We start from the raw sequence: 20,283 nt of genomic DNA, 5'->3' as shown, positions 1-20,283 counted from the left end.
CGTGCCCCGCTTCAGCATCGTCGTCCCCGTCTTCAAGGTGCAGGGCTATCTGCACGAATGCCTCGACTCGGTGCTCGGACAGTCGTACCCGGATCTCGAAGTCATCGCCGTCGACGACCGCTCGCCCGACGGCTGCGGCGCGATCCTCGACGAGTACGCGGCGCGCGACGAGCGGGTGCGGGTGCTGCACCTGCCCGAGAACGTCGGCCTCGGCCGCGCCCGCAACGCCGGTCTGGAGCAGGCGCGCGGCGACTACGTCCTCTTCCTCGACAGCGACGACTTCTACACGCCGGGCCTGCTGGCCGCCGTCGCCGACCGGCTGAAGTCGGCCGAGGACCCGGACATCCTGGTCTTCGACCACATCCGCACCCACTGGTGGGGCCGCGGCGGCCCGAGTGACGCCTCAGCCCTGCTGGCCCGCGCCGGCCAGGACGTCTTCAGCCTCCGCGAGCACCCCGAGTACATCCACCTGTTCCTGGTCGCCTGGAACAAGGCGTACCGCAGGGACTTCTTCCAGGAGCACGGCCTCCAGTACGCGCCCGGCCTCTACGAGGACGCGCCCGTCACCTACCGCTCGATGGTCCTCGCCGACCGCATCGCCTGTCTGAACCGCATCGGCGTCGAGTACCGGCAGCGGCGGCAGGGGGCGATCACCAAGACGCCCGGGCGCAGGCACTTCGACATCTTTCAGCAGTACGAGGGCCTGTTCGCGTTCCTGGCGGAGCGGGACGACCTCGCGTGGGCGCGGCCGCTGCTGTTCGAGCGGGCCATGGACCACATGCTGTACGTGATCGCCCGCGAGGACCGGGTCACCCCGGCCGACCGCGCCGACTTCCACCGCGAGATCCGCGCCTTCCACCGCCGCCACTGCCCCGAGGGCTTCACCCCGCCGGACGACGCCCGCGGCACCGAGATGCGGCTGCTGGCCTCGGCGCCGTACCCCGCGTACGCGGCCCTGCGCGGGGTGCGCGGCCTGCGCCGGATCGCGGGTGCGGGCAAGCGCCGTACGACCGCCAAGGTGTCGAAGACGGCCCAAAGCGCCTGGTACGCGGCCCAGTTGAAGCTGCCCCTCGACCCGCATCTCGTCGTCTACTCCGCCTCCCACCACTCCGGCGTGTCCGGTGACCCGGCCGCGATCCACGCCAAGGCCCGGGAGATCGCGCCGCAGTTGCGTGGGGTGTGGGTGGTGCGGGAGGACGCGGTGGACGCGCTGCCGCCCGGCGTCGAGTACGTGACACCCGGCTCGCGGCGCTACCACTCGGTCATGGCGCGGGCCACGTACTGGGTGAACAACGTCAACTGGCCCGGCACGGCGGTCAAACGCCCCGGTCAGATCCAGGTGCACACCCACGAGGGCACGCCGCTCAAGTACATGGGCGCCGACCTGCTGGGTAAGCCCGGTGCGCGGCACGGCTACAGCGTGCCGAAGCTGCTGCACCGCGCCGACCGCTGGGACCTGAGCCTGGTCGCCAACCGGCACTCGGAGCTGGTGTGGGAGCGGGCGTACCCCTGCCACTTCGAGTCGGTGCGCACGGGCAGCCCGCGCAACGACGTCCTCGTCAACGCACCCGCCGGGCACGGCACTTCGGTCCGTGAGCGGCTCGGCATCCCCGCCGACCACACGGTGGTGCTGTACGCGCCGACCCGCCGCGAGTACCGGCGCGGCGGACACGTCGACCGGATCGACCTGGCCCGGTTCGCCGCCGACCTCGGCGCGGGCCACACCCTCGTCGTACGCCTGCACCCGACGCTCGCCACCGGCCCAGCGCGCGGCCTCGGCCTCGCCGACCTGCACGCGCGGGGCGTCCTGGTCGATGCCACGGACGAACCGCACGTCGAGGACCTGATGCTCGCCTCGGACGTGCTGGTCACCGACTACTCGTCCCTGATGTTCGACTACGCCAACCTCGACCGGCCGATGGTGGTCCACGCCGACGACTGGGGCGCGTACGCGGCGAGCCGGGGCGCCTACTTCGACATCACGGCCGAGGCGCCGGGCCATGTGTCGCGCTCCTACCGGGAGTTGGCGTGGCTGTTCGCCTCCGGGACCTGGCGGGACGAGGAGGCGGCGGGGCTGCGGACGGCGTTCCGCGAGCGCTTCTGCGAGTTCGACGACGGGCACGCCGCCGAACGGGTCGTACGGCAGCTGCTGCTCGGCGAGGCGCCGGGCGGCGAGGGGGCGGTGGTGAGCATCCCGCGGGCCGCCGACGGCTCGGCGCGGCTGCCTCAGTACAACTGACCCTCGGGCGCCGACAACTGGCGTCCGACACGAGGGGGCCGGACCATCGGGTCCCGCCCCCTCTCCCGCAGGCTCTCGACCAGCAGCGGGACACCGCACACCGGGAGCAGACTCGCCATCACCAACAGCCGTGGTCCCATGGCCACTTCGGGGTGCCCGGCCTGGTTCACGAACCCCGCCACCGCGATCCCGACGATCAGGAACCCGAACGAGCGGTGATACCGCAGGGCTCCCCAGGCGCCGGCGGCGAGCAGGAGCAGTTCCATCGGGTGGACGACCGCGTCGCGCAGCCATTCCCGCCAGAACGCGAGGTTCAGGCGCAGGAATTCGTGCAGGAGATGCGGGGGCACCGGCTTGTTGTAATGGACGGACATCAACTCCTGGACGCTGGCCCGGGTACTCGGCAGTCCGAGGGCGACGATGGTGAGCTGCAGGGCCAGGACGAAGGCCGCGGTCGTGGCGAGGAGCGCCCGTTCGGGCCGGGGGAATTCCCGTCGCCGTAGCCACCGAAGGCCGACGAACAGCGCGGTCATGCCCGCGATTCCGGCTACGGCCAGCAGGGTCTGGGCGTATTTCACGCAGGCGGCGGCCGTGAATGCGGTCAGGGAAATCGCCGCCCCGGACCGAATTCGCCCCTGAAGGATCCCGACGCATCCGAGGACACCGCCGAGCAGAACGCACAACAGCAGCCCCTCGCACATCGGCTGCATCGAGTCCGTTCCGGTCGGCAGCGCGTAGTAGAGGACCTGTCCGAGCAGTGCGAGCGGGACGGACACGCCGAGCCTGCGCAGGATCAGCACCACGAACCCACTGGCCATGACGGTCACCGCGATCCCCGCCGCCCACAGGCCCCGGACCAGGCCGAACGCGCGGATGAACGGGACCGTGAAGGCGGGATAGGCGGGTCTGGTCGCGAAGATCTCGGCGATGCGCGGATCGCTGAACAGGGCCATGTAGCCGGTGACATCGGCGCGTTGGGAATTGACCTCGACGGTGTGTTCCATCGCCGCAACGCAGTTTCGGTACGCGGGCTTTCCGCCGTCGCCGCTGCGATAGGTACCGAGGTCCGCGCTCTCCCGTCGCGCGGTCGCGACACGCGCGCTGTCGCAGTAATAGTCGAGCGCCCGCCGGGAGGCCTCTTCGCGGCCGACGCCCTGCAACATGTAGGCGTGCGCGATGTATTGGCGGGTGTCCATACGGGCGCGCCCCTGGATTTCCGCCGATTGAGCGCCGACGAACACCAGGGCGATGACAGAGAACCAGAAAGGGAGCCTCCACATGGTGAAATGACATATCACGACAAAGGGAGAGAATGTGAGCGCCGACGTCCTCGTCCGCCGTATCGTGCACGGTGCTACGGCGTTGCGCGGCGGCGGCACCTGGCGGCCGACGCCGTATCAGTTCTTCGGCTTTCTGTTCTGGCTGGTGATGACGCTGGCCTTCTGGCGGATCCCGCTGTGCTGCGACGCCGGCCAGCACGCGGCGGTGATCGAACGCCTCAAGGCGAATCTCCTCCACCCCGCCCACTCGATGGCCGATCTGCCGGGCGCGGGCAGCCCCTACTACGGCCCGTACGCCGTCGCGCAGGGCGTCTTCGCGCGGCTGACCGGGCTGTCGGGGTGGGCGGTGCTGCGGCTCGCGGGCCCGCTGCACCTGATGGTGCTGCTGACGGGGGTCGGCCGGTTCGTGAGGACGCTGACGGACCGCCCGTGGGCGCCGGTGCTGGCACTGCCCTTCATGACGCTGCTGTGGGGCGACGAGCGGATCCTGTGGAGCGGCTACCTCGGGCTGATGTCGATGACGACGAACATCAGCTATCCGTCGTCGTTCGCGATCGGGCTGACCTTCTGGGCATGGGCGCTGACGGTCACGCGCGCGTGCGAGCGCGAACGGGCCGTGCGGTTCGTCGGCCCGAGCGGGCTGGAGGGCTGGTGGGGGTACGCCGGGATCGGCGCCCTGTACGGCCTGATCCTGCTGGTCCATCCGGTGACGGCCGTGTCGGCGGCGGTCGGCGCGGTGGCGATCGTGGCCGCACGGCAACGGGGGTGGCGCCGGCCGGTCGTGGTCCGGTGGACGGTGACGGGGGCGGCCGCGCTGCTGACGGCGGCGGTATGGCCGTACTACGACGTCTTCTCGCTCGGCGGCGACACCGCCATGGACTGGATGCACCGGCGGCTGTACGAGCACCTGGCCGGGAACTCCTGGCTGGCGCTCGTCGGGCTGCCCGCGCTGTGGTGGCGGGCCCGGGGCTCGGCCGGACGCGATCCGCTGCTGCTGATGTTCGCGCTGGAGGGCCTGGTGCTGGCGTACGGCTGGGTGAGCGGGCACTACACGTACGCGCGCGTGCTGTGGGCGGTGCTGGTGCCGCTGCAGTTCGCGCTCGCGGTGGAGCTGGCGGCGCCGCGGCCCTGGGGGGCCTTCCGCAAGGCGGTGGGCGCGGTGGCGGCGGTGTGGGCGTGCGTCGGGTTCTGCACGGTGCAGGGCGGGGCCGTGGTGCCGCGGGCGCTGGACCCGGTGGGGCTCGAACAGCCGCCGCGCTGGCCGACGTACGACTGGGCGGCGCGGTACGTCCGGCCCGGCGAGGTCGTGCTCACCGACGGCTACAGCGCCGCCCACACGTTCCCCGGGTACGGGCCGAACCTCGCCGCGCCGATCTGGCCCGACCCGGCCCTGGACGAGGCCCGGCGCCACCGGATGTCCGCCGACGTCCGCGCCTACCTCGCCCCGGACGCGACCCGCGCCGAGCGGGATGCCGTCGTCCGCCGGTACCACGTCCGCTGGCTGCTGCTGACGCGGTGGCACCAGGTGCCCGAGGAGGCGGTGGTGGTGGCGTGGAGCCGACGGACGGGGGAGGTGCTGGCGCGGGTCGGGTGACTATCGGTACCCGGTATTACTCGATGACGAGGTCGACCTCGATGTTGCCGCGGGTGGCGTTGGAGTAGGGGCAGACCTGGTGGGCGGTCTCGACCAGCTTGCGGCCGGTCTCCTGGTCCACGGTGTCGGGCAGCTCGACGCGCAGCGTCACCTTGAGGCCGAAGCCCTCGCCCTGCTTGCCTATGCCGACCTCGGCGGTGACGGCGGCGTCACTGACGTCGACCTTGGCCTGGCGGCCGACGAGGCCGAGGGCGCCGCCGAAGCAGGCGGCGTAACCGGCGGCGAAGAGCTGCTCCGGGTTCGTGCCCTCGCCGTTGCCGCCCAGCTCCACCGGCGGGGCCAGCTTGACGTCGACCTTGCCGTCGCTGGTGAAGGCGCGACCGTCGCGGCCGTGGGTGGCGGTGGCGACTGCGGTGTAGAGCGCGTCCATGGAAATCCATCCCTCTCGAGTCAGTCATGCTCCGGCGGCTCTTCTTGCGGCCGCCTCACGACGACAAGTAGAGCACACAACTCAATTGCACACAACTAAATGGCTCGCAAGAGCTATCCTGGGGGCATGAGTACGACGCCGACCCCGACGCCCGCGACCGACTGGCTCCGCCTGGACCAGCAGATCTGCTTCTCCCTGAACGCCGCCTCGCGCGCCTTCGGCGGCCTCTACCGGGTGATCCTCAAGGACCTGGGGCTCACGTATCCGCAGTACCTGGTGATGCTCGTGCTGTGGGAGCACGGCGGGCTGCCGGTCAAGAAACTGGGCGAACACCTGCGCCTGGACTCCGGCACGCTCTCGCCGCTGCTGAAGCGGCTGGAGGCGGCCGGCCTGGTCCGCCGCGAGCGCAGCACCCGCGACGAACGCTCGGTGGAGGTCCACCTCACGGCCGAGGGCACGGCCCTGCGGGACCGCGCCCTGGAGGTACCACGACGCATCGTGACGGCGACGAGCTTCGACGTGGACGAGATCCGCGCACTGCGGGAACGCTTGGACGAGCTGACGGTGGCGCTGGACGCGGCGGCGGAGGCGGAGGCCGGGGCCTAGGGGGGCGACGGAGGTGGCCGGGGGCGCGGAGCGCGGCGCCCAGCGGCGGCGCGGTGAGGCCCAGGAGCCCGGAGCGCGGCGCGCCTAGCGGTGGCGTGGTGTGGTCGAGGGTGGTGGGAGGTGGTTGGGGGCGCCGGTGCTCGGCGCCTCGCGGCGGACGTAGAGCCCGAGGGTGATGCGGCCGGTCTCGAAGTCCTCGACCGGCTTGAAGTGCCGTTCCACGAGCGCGAGTTTGAGGCGTTCGGTGGGGTTGGCCGGAGAGCGGCGGGAGTTCAGGACATAAGCCGGGGCGACGACCCAGACCCTGCGCACGGACGCGAGCCTGCGCCGTACCTCCCCCGGCGGCGCCTCCAGCCCGCTCAGCGTCCCGGAACGCGCCCCGGACTCCGCGAGCGCCACATCACGGGCCCCCCGAAAACCCCGCGGATACGCCAACGCCCCCACCCTCCAGACCGACGGCAGGTACAGCACGGCGTCACCGGGCCGTGCCTGCCGGGCCACCACGGCGGAGACGGCGGCGAGGTTCTCGGGCCGATGGTCGGCGGAACGGTTCTTGAGCTGCAGGGGGAGGCAGGCGACGAAGACGACCGCGATGACCAGGACGCCGGTGAGGGTGACGGGGTGGGGGTAGGGCCGACGGGGATACGGACGCCTCGGCGCCCTCCGCCACAAGCGCCCCGCCACCGTCACCACCCGATCCGCCCCCGCCGCCGCCAGCAACGGCGCCCCCGCGAGGGCGTACAGCACGTACCGGTCGTCGTACAGCGGCTGCACCTGGGACGCGAGCATCAGGATGGCCGGGGGCAGCACCAGCAGCGGCAGGGCCACCGACGCCAGGCGGCCGGCCCCGATGCCGACGACCACGAGGGCGACGTACCCCCAGAACACCACCCCCGTCCGGCCGACCGCGAAGCACCGGGCCAGGCCCTCGACGTTCGCCCAGCCCGGTGTCCGCAGCCACGCCACCTGGCCTGATTGGGCCTGGGAGACCCACGCCAGCGGGAGCAGGACCAGCGCCGCCGCCCCGGACGCCCGCGCCCACCCGGCCCACACCGCCCGCGGCACCCGCGCCGACGCCAGCGTCGCCGCGTGTGCGCACAGCACCAGGACGGCCAGCTCGTGCAGCAGACAGGTCGCCGCGAGGACACCGCCGTACAGCCACCAACGGCGGGGCGCCGGGCGGCCGTCGACGGCCCGGAGCAGCAGCAGGGTCGCCCCCGCCACGCCCGCCGCGACGAGCGCGTACGACCGGCCCTCCTGGGCGTAGTGGCCGGTCATCGGTGTGATCGCGTACAGCAGACCGGCCCACAGTCCGACGCGCGGGCGGGACAGGCGGGTGCCGAGGGCCGCCACCAGGGCCGTGGCCGCCGCGGCACCGAACACGGACGGCAGGCGCAGGACCACCTCGCCGGGGTGTGCGGCCAGGACGGCGTGCATGAGCAGGTAGTACAGGCCGTGCACCGCGTCCACGGTGTGCAGCAGCCGCCAGATCTGCGGCACCGTACGCCGCCCGACCAGATACGTGACGCTCTCGTCGCCCCACATGCCGCCCCGGTCGAGCCCCCACAGCCCGAGCGCGAACATGACGGCCGCCGGCACCGCCACGGCCACCGCCTCGGCACGTACCCACCTGCGGCCAGGCCGCCCCGCGTCCTCGGTCTCCACACGGCCGATTTTGTGCTGTTAGCAAGCTCTTACCGACGATTGACGGTGTATTAGCACGCACACGCCATTCGCCCGGCTTACGATCCACCGCGATGAACGCCCTCCGCAACCATCCGCGCCTCGCCCTCACCGCCGCCTGGCTCGCCACCCGCGCCCTGATGCTCTGGCTGCTCGCGCAGGACGCGCTGCCCCGGCTCGGCGACGGCGCGGTCGCCCGGGAGGTGTGGCGGCTGTACGACCACTGGTACGTCGTCCTCGCCCACGGGAGCTTCCCGGCGCACGACCCCCTGTGGCAGTACCCGCCGGGCGCCGGCGCGGTCCTGCTGTCGCCCGCGCTGCTGCCGGGCCTGACGTACTTCCGGGCGTTCGTCGCCCTCACCCTCGTCTGCGACGCGGCGATCACCGTCGCGCTGACCCGCGCGGGCCGGCATCCCGGCCGCTCCCGCCTCGGCGCCGCCCTCTGGGTCGGCGGCCTTCCCCTCCTCCTGAACGTCCCGCTCGCCCGCTACGACGTCCAGGTCACGGCCCTGGCCGTCATCTCCCTGTTGACGTTGTCGCGCTCCACGCGCGCGTGCGGGGTGTTCGCGGCGCTCGGCGCCCTGGTGAAGGTCTGGCCGGTACTGGTGCTCCTCGGCATCCCGAGGGGGCGCGCGACGCGCTCGGCGTGGGGCCGGGCCGCCGTCATGGGCACCGGCACGCTCGCCGTCCTGGCGGCCCTGTTCACCCACCCCTTCGACTTCCTGCGCCAACAGGGCGGGCGAGGCGTGCAGATCGAGTCCCTGGGCGGCACGGTGCTCGCCTTCGCGACGCACGCGGGCTGGCCGGGGCGGGTCCACTACCAGTACGGCGCCTTCGAGTTCACGGGACCACACGTGCGTACCGTCGCGCACGCGTCCCTCGCGCTCACCGCGCTCGCCTTCGCGCTGCTGCTCGCGTGGCGGCTTCGGGCCCGGCACTGGACGCCGGCGACCCCGTACGACGCGGCGCTCGGCGCGGTGCTGCTGTTCACCGTCACCAGCCGCGTGATCAGCCCCCAGTACATGATCTGGCTGCTGGGCCTGGCGGCCGTGTGCCTGACCTCGCGGCACACCGCGCAGCGCCCGGTCGCGGTCCTCGTCCTGGCGGCGACCGCGGTCAGCGCGGTCGCGTATCCGGTCCTGTACGGCCAGGTCATGGCCTGCACGTGGACGGGCTGCGCCCTGATGCTCGTACGCAACGGGCTCCTGGCCACGGCCGCCGTACTGTCCTTCACCCGGCTGTGGCGCTCGACCGCGACCGCGCCCGCCGTCCGGACACCCCGTGTGTCCCCGGACGCACAGGGAGTCACCCCGGCCGTCCCCGTCTGACAGTCCCGCCTGCTTCACTGTTACCCGGAAGACGGCCCCGACCATGGCACGGGAGACGGGCCCACTGACGAGGGGACGGTCGCACATGACCTGGCTGATCACCGGCGGCGCCGGCTACATCGGTGCGCACGTGGTGCGGGCGATGACCGAGGCGGGCGAGCGGACCGTGGTCTACGACGACCTGTCGACGGGCATCGCCGCGCGCGTGCCGGACGGTGTGCCGCTGGTGACGGGCTCGACGCTGGACGGCGAGCGGGTCGCACGCGCGCTGGCCGAGCACGAGGTCACCGGGGTCGTCCATCTGGCGGCGAAGAAGCAGGTCGGCGAGTCGGTGGACCTCCCCCTGCACTACTACCGCGAGAACGTGGAGGGCCTGCGGGTCCTCCTGGAGGCGGTGACGGCCGCCTCCGTGCCCTCCTTCGTCTTCTCCTCCTCCGCGGCGGTGTACGGCATGCCGGACGTGGACCTGGTGACGGAGGAGACCCCGTGCGTCCCCATGTCGCCGTACGGCGAGACGAAGCTGGCCGGCGAGTGGCTGGTCCGCGCGACCGGCCGGGCCACGGGCCTGTCGACGGCCTCCCTGCGCTACTTCAACGTGGCGGGCGCCGCGAGCCCCGAACTGGCCGACGTCGGCGTCTTCAACCTCATCCCCATGGTCTTCGAGAAGCTCACGGAGAACGCCCCGCCGCGCATCTTCGGCGACGACTACGCGACCCCGGACGGCACGTGCGTGCGCGACTACATCCACGTGGTCGACCTGGCCGAGGCCCATGTGGCCGCGGCCCGCGCCCTGCGGTCCGCCCCCGGCCGTGATCTGACCCTCAACATCGGCCGCGGCGAGGGCGTCTCGGTCCGCGAGATGATCGACCGCATCAACGCGATCACCGGTTACGACCGTCCCCCGACGGTCACCCCGCGCCGCCCCGGCGACCCGGCCCGGGTCGTCGCCTCCGCGGACCGGGCGGCCACGGAACTGGCGTGGAAGGCCAAGCACGACGTCCAGGACATGATCGCGTCGGCTTGGGAGGGGTGGGTGCGGTCGCATCCGGAGGCGGCGCGGAGTTAGTGCGGACCGGGCTGGCGTAGCCTGCGCGGAGTGAGTGCCGACCGGCCTGGCGTAACCTGCGCGGATGAACGACCGGACCGCCTCCTCAGGCCCTTCTACGGCCCCTTCCCCGACCCCGTCCCGCACCGACCGCGCCCTCGGCACGGTCATCGGGTCGGCCGTCGGGGACGCTCTCGGCGCGCCCTTCGAGTTCGGGCCCGAGGGGGCGTTCTCCGCGCGGTTTCCGGTGCCTGGTGCGGGCGGCGAGATGTGCGGTGGCGGTGGGTGGGATCCCGGTGAGGCGACCGACGACACGCAGATGGCGGTGCTGGTCGGCGAGTCCCTGCTGGAGCACGGCGGCCTCGAACCCGCCGACGTCTTCGCCCGGTTCCGGCGCTGGGCCGCGGCCGACCCGAAGGACATCGGCCTGCAGACCGAGGCGGTACTGACGAGCGGCGATCCCTGGGACCTGGCGGCGGCCGTGCACTTCCAGACGAGCCAACGGGCCGCCGGGAACGGCGCGTTGATGCGGGCGGCCACCTCCGCCGTGTACTTCGCGCGCGCGGGCCGGGAGGCCACGATGGACGCGGCCCGCCGTATCGCCGCCCTCACCCACGGGGACCGGGCGGCCTGGGAAGGGACCGCGGTCTTCCACGAGTTGATACGCGTCGCCCTGAACGGCGGCGATCCACTCACCGCCGTAACGGACACGCTCGCGGCGGTGCACCCCGATCACCGTGAGCGGTACGCGCGCGTGCTCGCGCCGGACTGGCATCCCGACCTGGCCACGGAGTTCAACGGAGCGGTGTGGCCGTGCCTCGCCTCCGCCGTCTGGGCGCTGCGCACGACCTCCTCGTACGAGACCGCCGTGCGCGCCGCCGTCGACCTCGGCGGGGACACCGACACGGTCGCGGCCGTGACCGGCGGGCTCGCGGGTGCCGTGTACGGGGTCGGGGCCGTTCCCGAGCGCTGGAGCACCGTGCTGCACGTGCCTCTGCCGGGGTTCGGTGAACGGGTGCTGCGCGTGGGCGAGTTGGCGGAGCTCGCCGGGCGGCTGGACGCTCAGGGGGCCTGAAGCCCCAGCCCCTGGGCCGGGCTACTGGTTGTTCAGATACGTCAGCACCGCCAGCACCCGGCGGTGTCCGCTGTCGCTTGGCGGCAGGCCCAGCTTCAGGAACACGTTGCCGATGTGCTTGTGCACCGCGCGTTCCGTGACGACCAGCGTCTTCGCGATCGTCGCGTTGTCGTGGCCCTCGGCCATCAGCTTCAGCACCTCGCGCTCGCGCGGCGTGAGGGAGTCGAGCGGGGAGTTCTTGCGGCGGGTGAGGAGCTCCGTGACGACCTCGGGGTCGAGCGCCGTACCGCCGGAGGCGACCCGCTCCAGGGCGTCCAGGAACTCGTCCACACGGCCCACACGGTCCTTGAGGAGGTAGCCCAGCCCGTTCGCCCCGCCGGTCAGCAGCTCCGCGGCGTACGACTCCTCGACGTACTGCGAGAGCACCAGCACCGGCAGCCCGGGGATCTCCTTGCGCGCCTCCAGCGCCGCCCGCAGCCCCTCGTCGCGGAACCCGGGCGGCATGCGCACATCGAGCACGGCGGCGTCGGGCCGGTGTTCCAGCAGCGCGGGCAGGGTCTCGGGCCCGGTCCCGGCGACGGCCACGACCTCGTGCCCGGCGGACGTCAGCAACAGGACCAGCCCCTCCCGCAGCAGGGCGTTGTCCTCGGCGATCACGACTCTCACGGCTGTTCCGCCTCAACTCCGGTCACCGAACGGCGACTTTCCTACGGCCACCGGCGGCCGGGGACCGCAGCATACTCAAAGCGCCTTCAGGGCCTCCGCGGTGGCCCGGGTCAGCGCGTCCAGGTACCCCTTGGGCAGCTTCGGACCGCGGATCACCACGGAACGCCAGTACAGCGGGCCCGAGATCAGGTCGAGGGCCAGCTCCTCGTCGAACCCCACACGGATCTCGCGCCGCTGCTCGGCCGCCACGAGGATCTTCAGGGCCACCCCCTCCTGCCCCTCCCGCAGCGTCTTCTGCATGGCCTCGGCGATCTCGGGATTGCGGGCCGCCTCGGCCTGCAGGTCCGGGATGATCTGCGAGGCCACCGGGTGCCGCAGCGCCCGGGAGGTCACCTCGTACAGCAGTCGCAGGTCGCCCTCCAGGGAGCCCGTGTCGGGCGTCGGCAGGCCCATCACCGCGATCGCCGAGACGACGTCGAGGACGAGGTGCAGCTTGGACTTCCAGCGCCGGTAGACCGCGGTCTTGCCGACGCCCGCCCGGCGCGCGATCCCCTCGATGGACATCCGCGCGTAGCCGACGGCCGCGAGTTCCTCGAAGACGGCCGCGCGAATGGCTTCGGTCACATCCTCGCGGAGAACGGCCGCTCCGGCGGGAGCACGGCGGCGCGGACGCGTCTGGGACTCCTCGGCGTTCGTCGTCATGCGGTCCAGCATAGGGCGTTGCGACGAAACGGTTGCGTCCTGACGCGGCAGGCGTTGCGACGAAACGGTGTCGTCCTCACGCCGCTACGGACTCGCCGTGGATCCACCGGGGACCCTCCGGGGACCCTCCGGGGACAAACACGTTACGACGAAACGGTTGCGTTCCGACGCCGACTGGGCCTACGCTCACGTTGCGACGATACGGTCCCGTCCCGACGTAAGAGAACGTGAAGAGAAGCGTAAGGAAACGTGGGGCAACGGACCGGCCGGCCGACGGGCCGGACGCCCGCACCCCCCTCCCCCCGAGCGAAAGCAGCGGATGTGAGCCAGGTCCTCCACACACCGCCCCCGACGCCGGCCCAGGCCGACGACGATCTCGCGGCGCTGGCCGCCCGGCACGGCCTCTCGGTCAGCGGCGCCCGCCCCTCCCTGCCGGAGTACGTCCGTCAGCTGTGGGCCCGCCGCCACTTCATCAGCGCCTTCGCCACCGCCAAGCTCACCTCCCAGTACAGCCAGGCGAAGCTCGGCCAGGTCTGGCAGGTCATGACGCCGCTGCTGAACGCCGCGGTGTACTACTTCATCTTCGGCGTCCTGCTGGACACCAAGCGGAACGTGCCGGACTACATCCCGTTCCTTGTTACGGGCGTTTTCATCTGGACGTTCACCCAGAGCTCCATCATGTCGGGCACCCGCGCCATCTCCGGCAACCTCGGCCTGGTCCGCGCCCTGCACTTCCCGCGGGCCGCGCTGCCGATCTCGTTCGCCCTGCAGCAGCTCCAGCAGCTGCTGTTCTCGATGTGCGCGCTGGTCGTCATCCTGCTCTGCTTCGGTGTGCCGGTCGCGGCCTCCTGGGTGCTGGCGGTCCCGGCGCTGATCCTGCAGTTCACCTTCAACGCCGGCGTGGCGATGATCATGGCCCGGCTCGGCGCCAAGACCCCGGACATCGCGCAGCTGATGCCGTTCGTGCTGCGCACCTGGATGTACATCTCCGGCGTCATGTGGAGCATCGAGCGGCTGACCGGCCAGCACAAGGGCCTGCCGAGCTGGGTGGCCCCCGTCCTCAAGGCCAACCCGCCGGCCGTCTACATCGACCTGATGCGCTACTCCCTGATCGACAGCTTCCACGCCAGCCAGCTGCCGCCCCACGTGTGGGCGCTCGCGTCGGGCTGGGCGCTGCTCGCCGGAGTCGTCGGCTTCATCTACTTCTGGAAGGCTGAGGAGACGTACGGCCGTGGCTGAGAACACCTTCGAGATCAACGACCGAGTCCCCGCCGGCCGCACGCCCGACGAGCGGATCCCCACCGTCGTCGTCGACGGCGTCGACATCGTCTACCGGGTCAACGGCACCGGCGCCGGCAAGGGCTCCGCGACCGCCGCGCTCAACCGCATGCTGCGGCGGAAGCAGACCGAGAAGGCGGCCGGCGTGCGCACGGTGCACGCTGTCAAGAACGTCTCCTTCGTCGCGTACAAGGGCGAGGCGGTCGGCCTGATCGGCACCAACGGTTCCGGCAAGTCGACGCTGCTCAAGGCGATCGCCGGCCTGCTCCCGGTGGAGAACGGCCGTATCTTCACCGACGGCCAGCCCTCCCTGCTGGGCGTCAACGCGGCCCTGATGAGCGACCTGACCGGCGAGCGCAACGTCTACCTCGGCGGTCTCGCCATGGGCATGTCCCGGGAGCAGATCAAGGACCGCTACCAGGACATCGTCGACTTCTCCGGCATCAACGAGAAGGGCGACTTCATCACCCTCCCGATGCGGACGTACTCCTCCGGCATGTCCGCCCGGCTGCGCTTCTCCATCGCCGCCGCCAAGGACCACGACGTCCTGCTCATCGACGAGGCGCTGGCCACCGGTGACGCGGCCTTCCGCATCCGGTCCGAGGAGCGGATCCGTGCGCTGCGCGAGCAGGCGGGCACGGTCTTCCTGGTCAGCCACAGCGCCAAGTCCATCCGCGACACCTGCGACCGCGTGCTGTGGCTGGAGCGCGGCGAGCTGCGCATGGACGGGCCGACCGAGGAGGTCATGGAGCAGTACGAGGCCTTCACCGGGGACAAGGGCAACAAGCCGAAGCCCAAGGCAAAGCCGAAGCCCAAGCCGACGACGACTGTGCCGGCCTGAGCTCCCGCACACGAAGAGGGCGCCCCCTGCTCGGGGGGCGCCCTCTTCGTCGTATCGCCTACGAGACGCTCGTACCGCCTACGAGTGCTGGCGCAGCAGCGTGCGCATCGTGCGCATCGCCACCGACAGGTTGGCGAGGTCGAAGGTCTCCGAGCCCTGGATCTCGTCCAGGGTCGTGCGCGCCCGGCCCAGGATCGCCGCGTTCTTCTCGTTCCACGCCTTGAAGCGCTGCTCGGGCGTCGAGGTGCCGTTGCCGACGGCCAGGACGTCCGAGGTCAGCGCCGCGTGGGCGGCGTAGAGGTCCTCGCGGATGGAGGCGCGGGCCATGGACTGCCAGCGGTCCGCGCGGGGCAGTTCGATGATGCGGTCCATGAGCTGGGTGATGTGCAGCCGGTCGGCGAGGTCGTAGTAGACCTCGGCGACGTCCAGCGGCTCCTTGCCCATGCGGTCGGCCACCGAGACGATGTCGAGCGCCGGGAAGGCGGAGGAGAACCCGGCCACGCGCGTGGCGAGTTCGTCCGGCACGCCGGCACCGGTCAGCTCGTCGTAGATCCGCTGCCACCACTCCAGGTCCGCGCCGCGCAGCAGCTTGGTCAGCTGCGACCAGACCTGCTCGACGCGCTCGGCGAAGAAGTCGACGGTCTCGGCGAGCTGGAGCGGCTGCGGCCGGTTGTTGAGCAGCCAGCGCGTGCCGCGCTCGACGAGCCGGCGCGAGTGCAGCCGGATCCGGGTCTGTACGGCGGCCTCGACCTGGTTGTCGAGGGCCTCCACCGCGTCCCACACCGGCGCCGAGCTGAAGATCGCGCGGGCCGCGGTCTGCGCCCGCACGATCTCCTCCAGCGACGCGCCCGTCTCCTCGCGGAGGCGGTGCAGATACGTCGTACCGCCCGTGTTGACCGTGTCGTTGACCAGCACGGTCGTCACGATCTCGCGACGCAGCGGGTGGTTGTCCATGTACTGCGGGAACTGCTCGCGCAGCGCCGTCGGGAAGTAGGCGTGCAGCAGTCCGCGCAGGTAGGGGTCGTCCGGGAGCGAGGTGTGCAGCAGCTCGTCGGCGACCGTGATCTTCGTGTACGCCATCAGCACGGCCGTCTCCGGGCCGGTCAGGCCCTGGCCCTGCGCGAGGCGCTCGCGGATCTGGCGGTCGGTCGGCAGGAACTCGAGCGCCCGGTCGAGGTGGCCCTCGCGCACCAGGTGACGCATGAAGCGCTGCTGGGCGTGGAGCATGTCCTTGGACTGGGTGAGCGCGTTGGCGATGGCCGTGTTCTGCGCGTAGTTGTTGCGCAGCACCAGGTGGCCGACCTCGTCGGTCATCTCGGCGAGGACCTTGTTGCGCTGCTTGACGGTCAGATCGCCGTCCGCGACCAGGCCGTTGAGCAGGATCTTGATGTTCACCTCGTGGTCGGAGGTGTCCACGCCCGCGCTGTTGTCGATGGCATCCGTGTTGATCTTGCCACCGTGCAGCGCGAACTCGATCCGGCCGAGCTGGGTCAGGCCGAGGTTGCCGCCCTCGCCGACGACCCGCACGCGCAGGTCGGCGCCGTCGACGCGGATCGGGTCGTTGGCCTTGTCGCCGACGTCCGCGTGGGACTCGGTGGAGGCCTTGACGTACGTACCGATGCCGCCGTTCCACAGCAGGTCCACCGGCGCCTGCAGGATCGCCTTCATCAGGTCGGCCGGGGTCATCTTGGCGACCTTGCCCTCGATCCCGAGGGCCTCGCGGATCTGCGCGGTGAGCTGGATGGCCTTGGCGGTACGGGGGAACACGCCGCCGCCGGCCGAGATCAGCTGGGTGTCGTAGTCGGCCCAGCTGGAGCGCGGGAGGTCGAAGACGCGGCGGCGCTCGGCGTAGGAGGTGGCCGCGTCCGGGTTCGGGTCGATGAAGATGTGCCGGTGGTCGAAGGCGGCGACCAGGCGGATGTGCTCGCTCAGCAGCATGCCGTTGCCGAACACGTCACCGGACATGTCGCCGATGCCGACGACCGTGAAGTCCTCGGACTGCGTGTCGACGCCGAGCTCGCGGAAGTGCCGCTTGACGGACTCCCAGGCGCCGCGGGCGGTGATGCCCATGCCCTTGTGGTCGTAGCCCGCGGAGCCGCCGGAGGCGAAGGCGTCGCCGAGCCAGAAGTTGTACGTCTCCGCCACTCCGTTGGCGATGTCGGAGAAGGTCGCGGTGCCCTTGTCGGCGGCGACCACGAGGTAGGTGTCGTCCTCGTCGTGCCGTACGACGTCGGCCGGGGGCACGACCTCGCCGGCCACCATGTTGTCGGTGATGTCGAGCAGCGCCGAGATGAAGGTCTTGTAGCAGGCGATGCCCTCGGCCAGCCACGCGTCCCGGTCCACGCTCGGATCGGGCAGCTGCTTGGCGACGAAGCCGCCCTTCGCGCCGACCGGCACGATGACGGTGTTCTTCACCATCTGCGCCTTGACCAGGCCGAGGATCTCGGTCCGGAAGTCCTCACGCCGGTCGGACCAGCGCAGGCCTCCGCGCGCGACCTTGCCGAAGCGCAGGTGCACGCCCTCGACGCGCGGCGAGTACACCCAGATCTCGTACGCCGGACGCGGCGCCGGCAGGTCCGGGATGGCCTGCGGGTCGAACTTCATGGAGACGTACTCGTGCGGCTTGCCGCCCGCCGCCTCCTGGAAGAAGTTCGTACGGAGCGTCGCCTTGATGACGGTCAGGAAGGACCGCAGGATCCGGTCCTCGTCGAGGCTCGCCACCTGGTCGAGTGCCGCGTCGACCTCTTCGAGGAGGGCGTCGACGATCTCGCGCCCGGCGCGCTGGCGGTCCGGCGACTGCCGCGCCTCGAACAGGGAGACGAGCAGCCGGGTGGTGTGGACGTTGTTGCGGAGGGTGTCCTCCATGTAGTCCTGCGAGAAGGTGGAGCCCGCCTGCCGCAGGTACTTCGCGTACGCCCGCAGCATCATCGCCTGGCGCCAGGTCAGCCCGGCGCTGAGCACGAGGGCGTTGAAGCCGTCGTTCTCCGCCTTGCCGGTCCAGGTCGCGGCGAAGGCCTCCTGGAAGCGCTCGCGGGCGTCGTCGCCGAGGTAGTCCCCGCTGCCGTTCTGCGACTTGGGCAGGCGCAGGCCGAAGTCGTAGATCCAGGCCGTCGTACGGTCCGAGCAGCGCAGTTCGTACGGCCGCTCGTCCGTCACCTCGACGCCGAGCCGGCTCAGGGCCGGCAGCACGGCCGACAGGGAGACGGCCTCGCCCTTGCGGTAGATCTTGAAGCGGCGCTCCTCGGGGGCGGCGCCCACCGGCTCGTACAGGCTGAGGGCGAAGTTCCGCTCCTCGGTGAGCGCCTCCAGGTGGACGAGGTCGGCGACCGCGGCGCGCGGGGTGTGGTCGGCCTTGTAGCCCTCGGGGAAGCTGTTGTTGTAGCGGCGCAGCAGCTCGGCGGCGTGCTCCTCGCCGCACTCGGCGTTCAGCGCCTCCGCGAAGCCGTCGGCCCAGGAGCGGGCGGCCTCGACCAGTCGGGCCTCGATGCGGTCCTTGTCGGCGTCGGACAGCTGCGGCAGCTCGGTGCCCTGCGGGACCCGGACCACGAAGTGCAGCCGGGAGAGGATCGACTCGGTGTTCCAGGCCGTGAAGTCGACGCTGATGCCGTCGAGTTCCTCCTTGAGGATGTCGATGATCCTGAGGCGGACGCCGGTGGTGTAGCGGTCGCGCGGGAGGTAGACGAGGGCGGAGTAGTAGCGGCCGTACTCGTCCTGGCGCAGGTAGAGCCTGAGCCTCCGCCGCTCCTGCAGGTACAGGACCGAGGTGGCGATGGACTCCAGCTCCGCGGCCGGCGTCTGGAAGAGCTCGTCGCGCGGGTACGTCTCCAGGATCTGCAGCAGGTCGCGCCCGTCGTGGCTGTTGGGCGAGAAACCGGCGCGCTCCAGGACCTCGTCGACCTTGCGGCGGATGACGGGAACCCGGCGCACCGACTCGGTGTAGGCGGCGGAGGAGAACAGACCGAGGAAGCGGCGCTCGCCGACGACATTGCCGTCCGCGTCGAACTTCTTGACGCCGATGTAGTCCAGATACGACGGCCGGTGCACGGTGGCCCGGCTGTTGGCCTTGGTCAGGACCAGGAGCTTGTGCTCGCGGGCCTTGGCGCGGGCGTCGGCGGGCAGCCGCTCGAAGGACGGGCTGACCGGGTGGCCCTCCTCCTCGGAGTGCTGCGGGTCGGAGCGCAGGATGCCGAGGCCGGTGCCGGGGACGGCGGCCAGCGAGTCGTCCTCGCGCAGCTGGTACTCGCGGTAGCCGAGGAAGGTGAAGTGGTCGGCGGCCAGCCAGCGCAGCAGCTCGCGGGCCTCCTCGATCTCCTGCTCGCGCAGGTCGGAGGCGACGGGCTCGGTGGGCAGCTCGTCGGCCATGCGCAGCGCCGCGTCGCGCATCTTGTCCCAGTCCTCGACGGCCTCACGGACGTCGGACAGGACCCGCAGCAGCTCGGCGGTGATCTGCTTGAGGTCGCCGCGGTCGGTCTCGCGGTCGATCTCGACGTGGATCCAGGACTCGGTGTGCGCGTCGTGCGGCAGCTTGCCGCCCGGCTGCGCGGTGAGCACCTCGATCAGCTTGCCGGTGACGTCCCGGCGCACGACGATCTGCGGGTGGATGACGACGTGGATGCCGCGTCCCTGCCGGGTCAGCTCATTGGTGACCGAGTCGACGAGGAAGGGCATGTCGTCGGTGACGACCTCGACGACCGAGTGGCTGCACGTCCACCCGTTCTCCTCCACGGTGGGCGTGTGCACCCGCACGTTGGCCGTACCCTGCGGGCGGTTCTCGGCCAGCCGGTAGTGGGAGAAGGCGGCTCCGAAGATGTCGACCGGGTCCCGGTCGCCGAGGTCCTCCGGGGCGGTGTGCAGGTAGTAGCGCTGGAGGAACGCGAGCACGGTCTCACGGTCCGGGGTGTCCGGCGTGCCCTCGTCCGTCGTCCCGGTCGGTAGGTGCCCCCCGACCGGGCTGTTCTCAGCTACCCGAGCGGCCCTCTCCAGCAGCTCGGCCTTGGCTTCGTCCAGCTTGGTCTGCATTGTCCTCTGGCTCCTGTCGCGCGCCGTTGCGTGACGTAGAAGGAAGTACGGTCTCTTCCCCTGCGGCTCGTCGCCACGGCCCGGGTTCTCCGGTCTGCTCAGACGCTATGCCGCAAGGTGAGATGAGCGGGAAGATATGAGCCATTTTTGAGCCCGCCGGGGAGTGTGACGCTGATCTCTGCGGCGCCTTCGCCCAGCTGCTGTCCGGCATCCCGGGGGCCGTGCGGGCCCCCTCTCGCCCGCGAGGACCAGCGACCGCCGCCCGGTCACGGAGATGATCCGTGCTCACCGGGCGCAGGGCAGGGGCAACAGTGCCCCCGCGAACTATCGCGCTGATCACGCCACTAAGGCTATAGCCACCTACAGGGGGCCCGTCATGAGCCGTATGTGTACAAAACCGGGGGTGGAACTTTGACGTTCTGCACAGGGGCGAGGGTGTGAGCGGTACGCCGAGGGCGTGAGCGGTACGCATCCGGCGTCGCGCGCCCTCTTGGCAA

14 protein-coding genes are annotated in these 20,283 nt (G+C 71.3%); 8 read left to right on the top strand and 6 right to left on the bottom strand.

Annotated features, from left to right (window positions below):
• Position 1: 1 nt before the first annotated feature.
• The gene (locus ABZ848_RS32755; RefSeq protein ID WP_360837784.1) at positions 2 to 2,239 is read left to right on the top strand and encodes a bifunctional glycosyltransferase family 2 protein/CDP-glycerol:glycerophosphate glycerophosphotransferase; all 2,238 of its coding nucleotides are present in this window, start codon (positions 2 to 4) and stop codon (positions 2,237 to 2,239) included.
• On the opposite strand, the gene ABZ848_RS32750 is transcribed toward ABZ848_RS32755, so the two are convergent.
• Positions 2,227 to 3,435: a hypothetical protein gene (locus ABZ848_RS32750; protein WP_360837782.1), complete on the bottom strand. Its 1,209-nt coding sequence runs from the start codon at positions 3,433 to 3,435 to the stop codon at positions 2,227 to 2,229. The two genes, ABZ848_RS32755 and ABZ848_RS32750, sit on opposite strands and share 13 nt — an antisense overlap.
• A 118-nt stretch (positions 3,436 to 3,553) precedes the next feature.
• On the opposite strand from ABZ848_RS32750, the gene ABZ848_RS32745 reads away from it, so the two are divergent.
• On the top strand, positions 3,554 to 5,113 hold the full coding sequence (locus ABZ848_RS32745; RefSeq protein ID WP_360837780.1) for a hypothetical protein: 1,560 nt from the start codon (positions 3,554 to 3,556) through the stop codon (positions 5,111 to 5,113).
• Between the two features lie 16 nt (positions 5,114 to 5,129).
• Here the strand turns inward: ABZ848_RS32745 and ABZ848_RS32740 are convergent, their stop codons facing one another.
• Positions 5,130 to 5,543 (bottom strand): organic hydroperoxide resistance protein, encoded by a 414-nt coding sequence (locus ABZ848_RS32740; protein ID WP_360837779.1) that lies wholly within the window; start codon positions 5,541 to 5,543, stop codon positions 5,130 to 5,132.
• A 126-nt stretch (positions 5,544 to 5,669) separates the two neighbouring features.
• Here ABZ848_RS32740 and ABZ848_RS32735 point away from each other — a divergent pair, with 126 nt between their 5' ends.
• Entirely contained in the window at positions 5,670 to 6,149 is a 480-nt protein-coding gene (locus ABZ848_RS32735; protein ID WP_360837778.1) for a MarR family transcriptional regulator, read from the top strand.
• 84 nt (positions 6,150 to 6,233) lie between these two features.
• Here ABZ848_RS32735 and ABZ848_RS32730 read toward each other — a convergent pair whose 3' ends face one another.
• The gene (locus ABZ848_RS32730; RefSeq protein ID WP_360837776.1) at positions 6,234 to 7,814 is read right to left on the bottom strand and encodes a glycosyltransferase family 39 protein; all 1,581 of its coding nucleotides are present in this window, start codon (positions 7,812 to 7,814) and stop codon (positions 6,234 to 6,236) included.
• 92 nt (positions 7,815 to 7,906) lie between these two features.
• On the opposite strand from ABZ848_RS32730, the gene ABZ848_RS32725 reads away from it, so the two are divergent.
• From ABZ848_RS32725 to ABZ848_RS32715, 3 genes are all read left to right on the top strand, one after another.
• On the top strand, positions 7,907 to 9,160 hold the full coding sequence (locus ABZ848_RS32725) for a glycosyltransferase family 87 protein (protein WP_360837774.1): 1,254 nt from the start codon (positions 7,907 to 7,909) through the stop codon (positions 9,158 to 9,160).
• Positions 9,161 to 9,245: 85 nt separating this feature from the next.
• Complete coding sequence (gene galE / locus ABZ848_RS32720) at positions 9,246 to 10,226, top strand: UDP-glucose 4-epimerase GalE (RefSeq protein ID WP_360837772.1); 981 nt, start codon at positions 9,246 to 9,248, stop codon at positions 10,224 to 10,226.
• A 64-nt stretch (positions 10,227 to 10,290) separates the two neighbouring features.
• Positions 10,291 to 11,280 carry an ADP-ribosylglycohydrolase family protein gene (locus ABZ848_RS32715; protein WP_360837770.1) on the top strand — a complete coding sequence of 330 codons (990 nt, stop codon included), beginning with the start codon at positions 10,291 to 10,293 and terminating at the stop codon, positions 11,278 to 11,280.
• Between the two features lie 21 nt (positions 11,281 to 11,301).
• On the opposite strand, the gene ABZ848_RS32710 is transcribed toward ABZ848_RS32715, so the two are convergent.
• Both ABZ848_RS32710 and ABZ848_RS32705 read right to left on the bottom strand, forming a co-directional pair.
• Complete coding sequence (locus tag ABZ848_RS32710; protein WP_360837768.1) at positions 11,302 to 11,946, bottom strand: response regulator transcription factor; 645 nt, start codon at positions 11,944 to 11,946, stop codon at positions 11,302 to 11,304.
• A 75-nt stretch (positions 11,947 to 12,021) separates the two neighbouring features.
• The gene (locus ABZ848_RS32705) at positions 12,022 to 12,660 is read right to left on the bottom strand and encodes a TetR/AcrR family transcriptional regulator (protein ID WP_360837766.1); all 639 of its coding nucleotides are present in this window, start codon (positions 12,658 to 12,660) and stop codon (positions 12,022 to 12,024) included.
• Between the two features lie 309 nt (positions 12,661 to 12,969).
• Between ABZ848_RS32705 and ABZ848_RS32700 the strand changes: the two genes are divergently transcribed.
• Both ABZ848_RS32700 and ABZ848_RS32695 read left to right on the top strand, forming a co-directional pair.
• Positions 12,970 to 13,887 carry an ABC transporter permease gene (locus tag ABZ848_RS32700; RefSeq protein WP_360837765.1) on the top strand — a complete coding sequence of 306 codons (918 nt, stop codon included), beginning with the start codon at positions 12,970 to 12,972 and terminating at the stop codon, positions 13,885 to 13,887.
• Complete coding sequence (locus tag ABZ848_RS32695; protein WP_360837763.1) at positions 13,880 to 14,767, top strand: ABC transporter ATP-binding protein; 888 nt, start codon at positions 13,880 to 13,882, stop codon at positions 14,765 to 14,767. The genes ABZ848_RS32700 and ABZ848_RS32695 overlap by 8 nt, the downstream gene beginning before the upstream one ends.
• A 78-nt stretch (positions 14,768 to 14,845) precedes the next feature.
• On the opposite strand, the gene ABZ848_RS32690 is transcribed toward ABZ848_RS32695, so the two are convergent.
• Positions 14,846 to 19,786, bottom strand: a complete 4,941-nt coding sequence (locus ABZ848_RS32690; RefSeq protein WP_360837762.1) for an NAD-glutamate dehydrogenase — start codon at positions 19,784 to 19,786, stop codon at positions 14,846 to 14,848.
• Between the last annotated feature and the right edge of the window lie 497 nt (positions 19,787 to 20,283).

It is taken from the genome of Streptomyces sp. NPDC047081, assembly GCF_040643775.1.
Lineage (GTDB): Bacteria > Actinomycetota > Actinomycetes > Streptomycetales > Streptomycetaceae > Streptomyces.
This window is presented reverse-complemented; position numbering and strand designations above follow the sequence as displayed.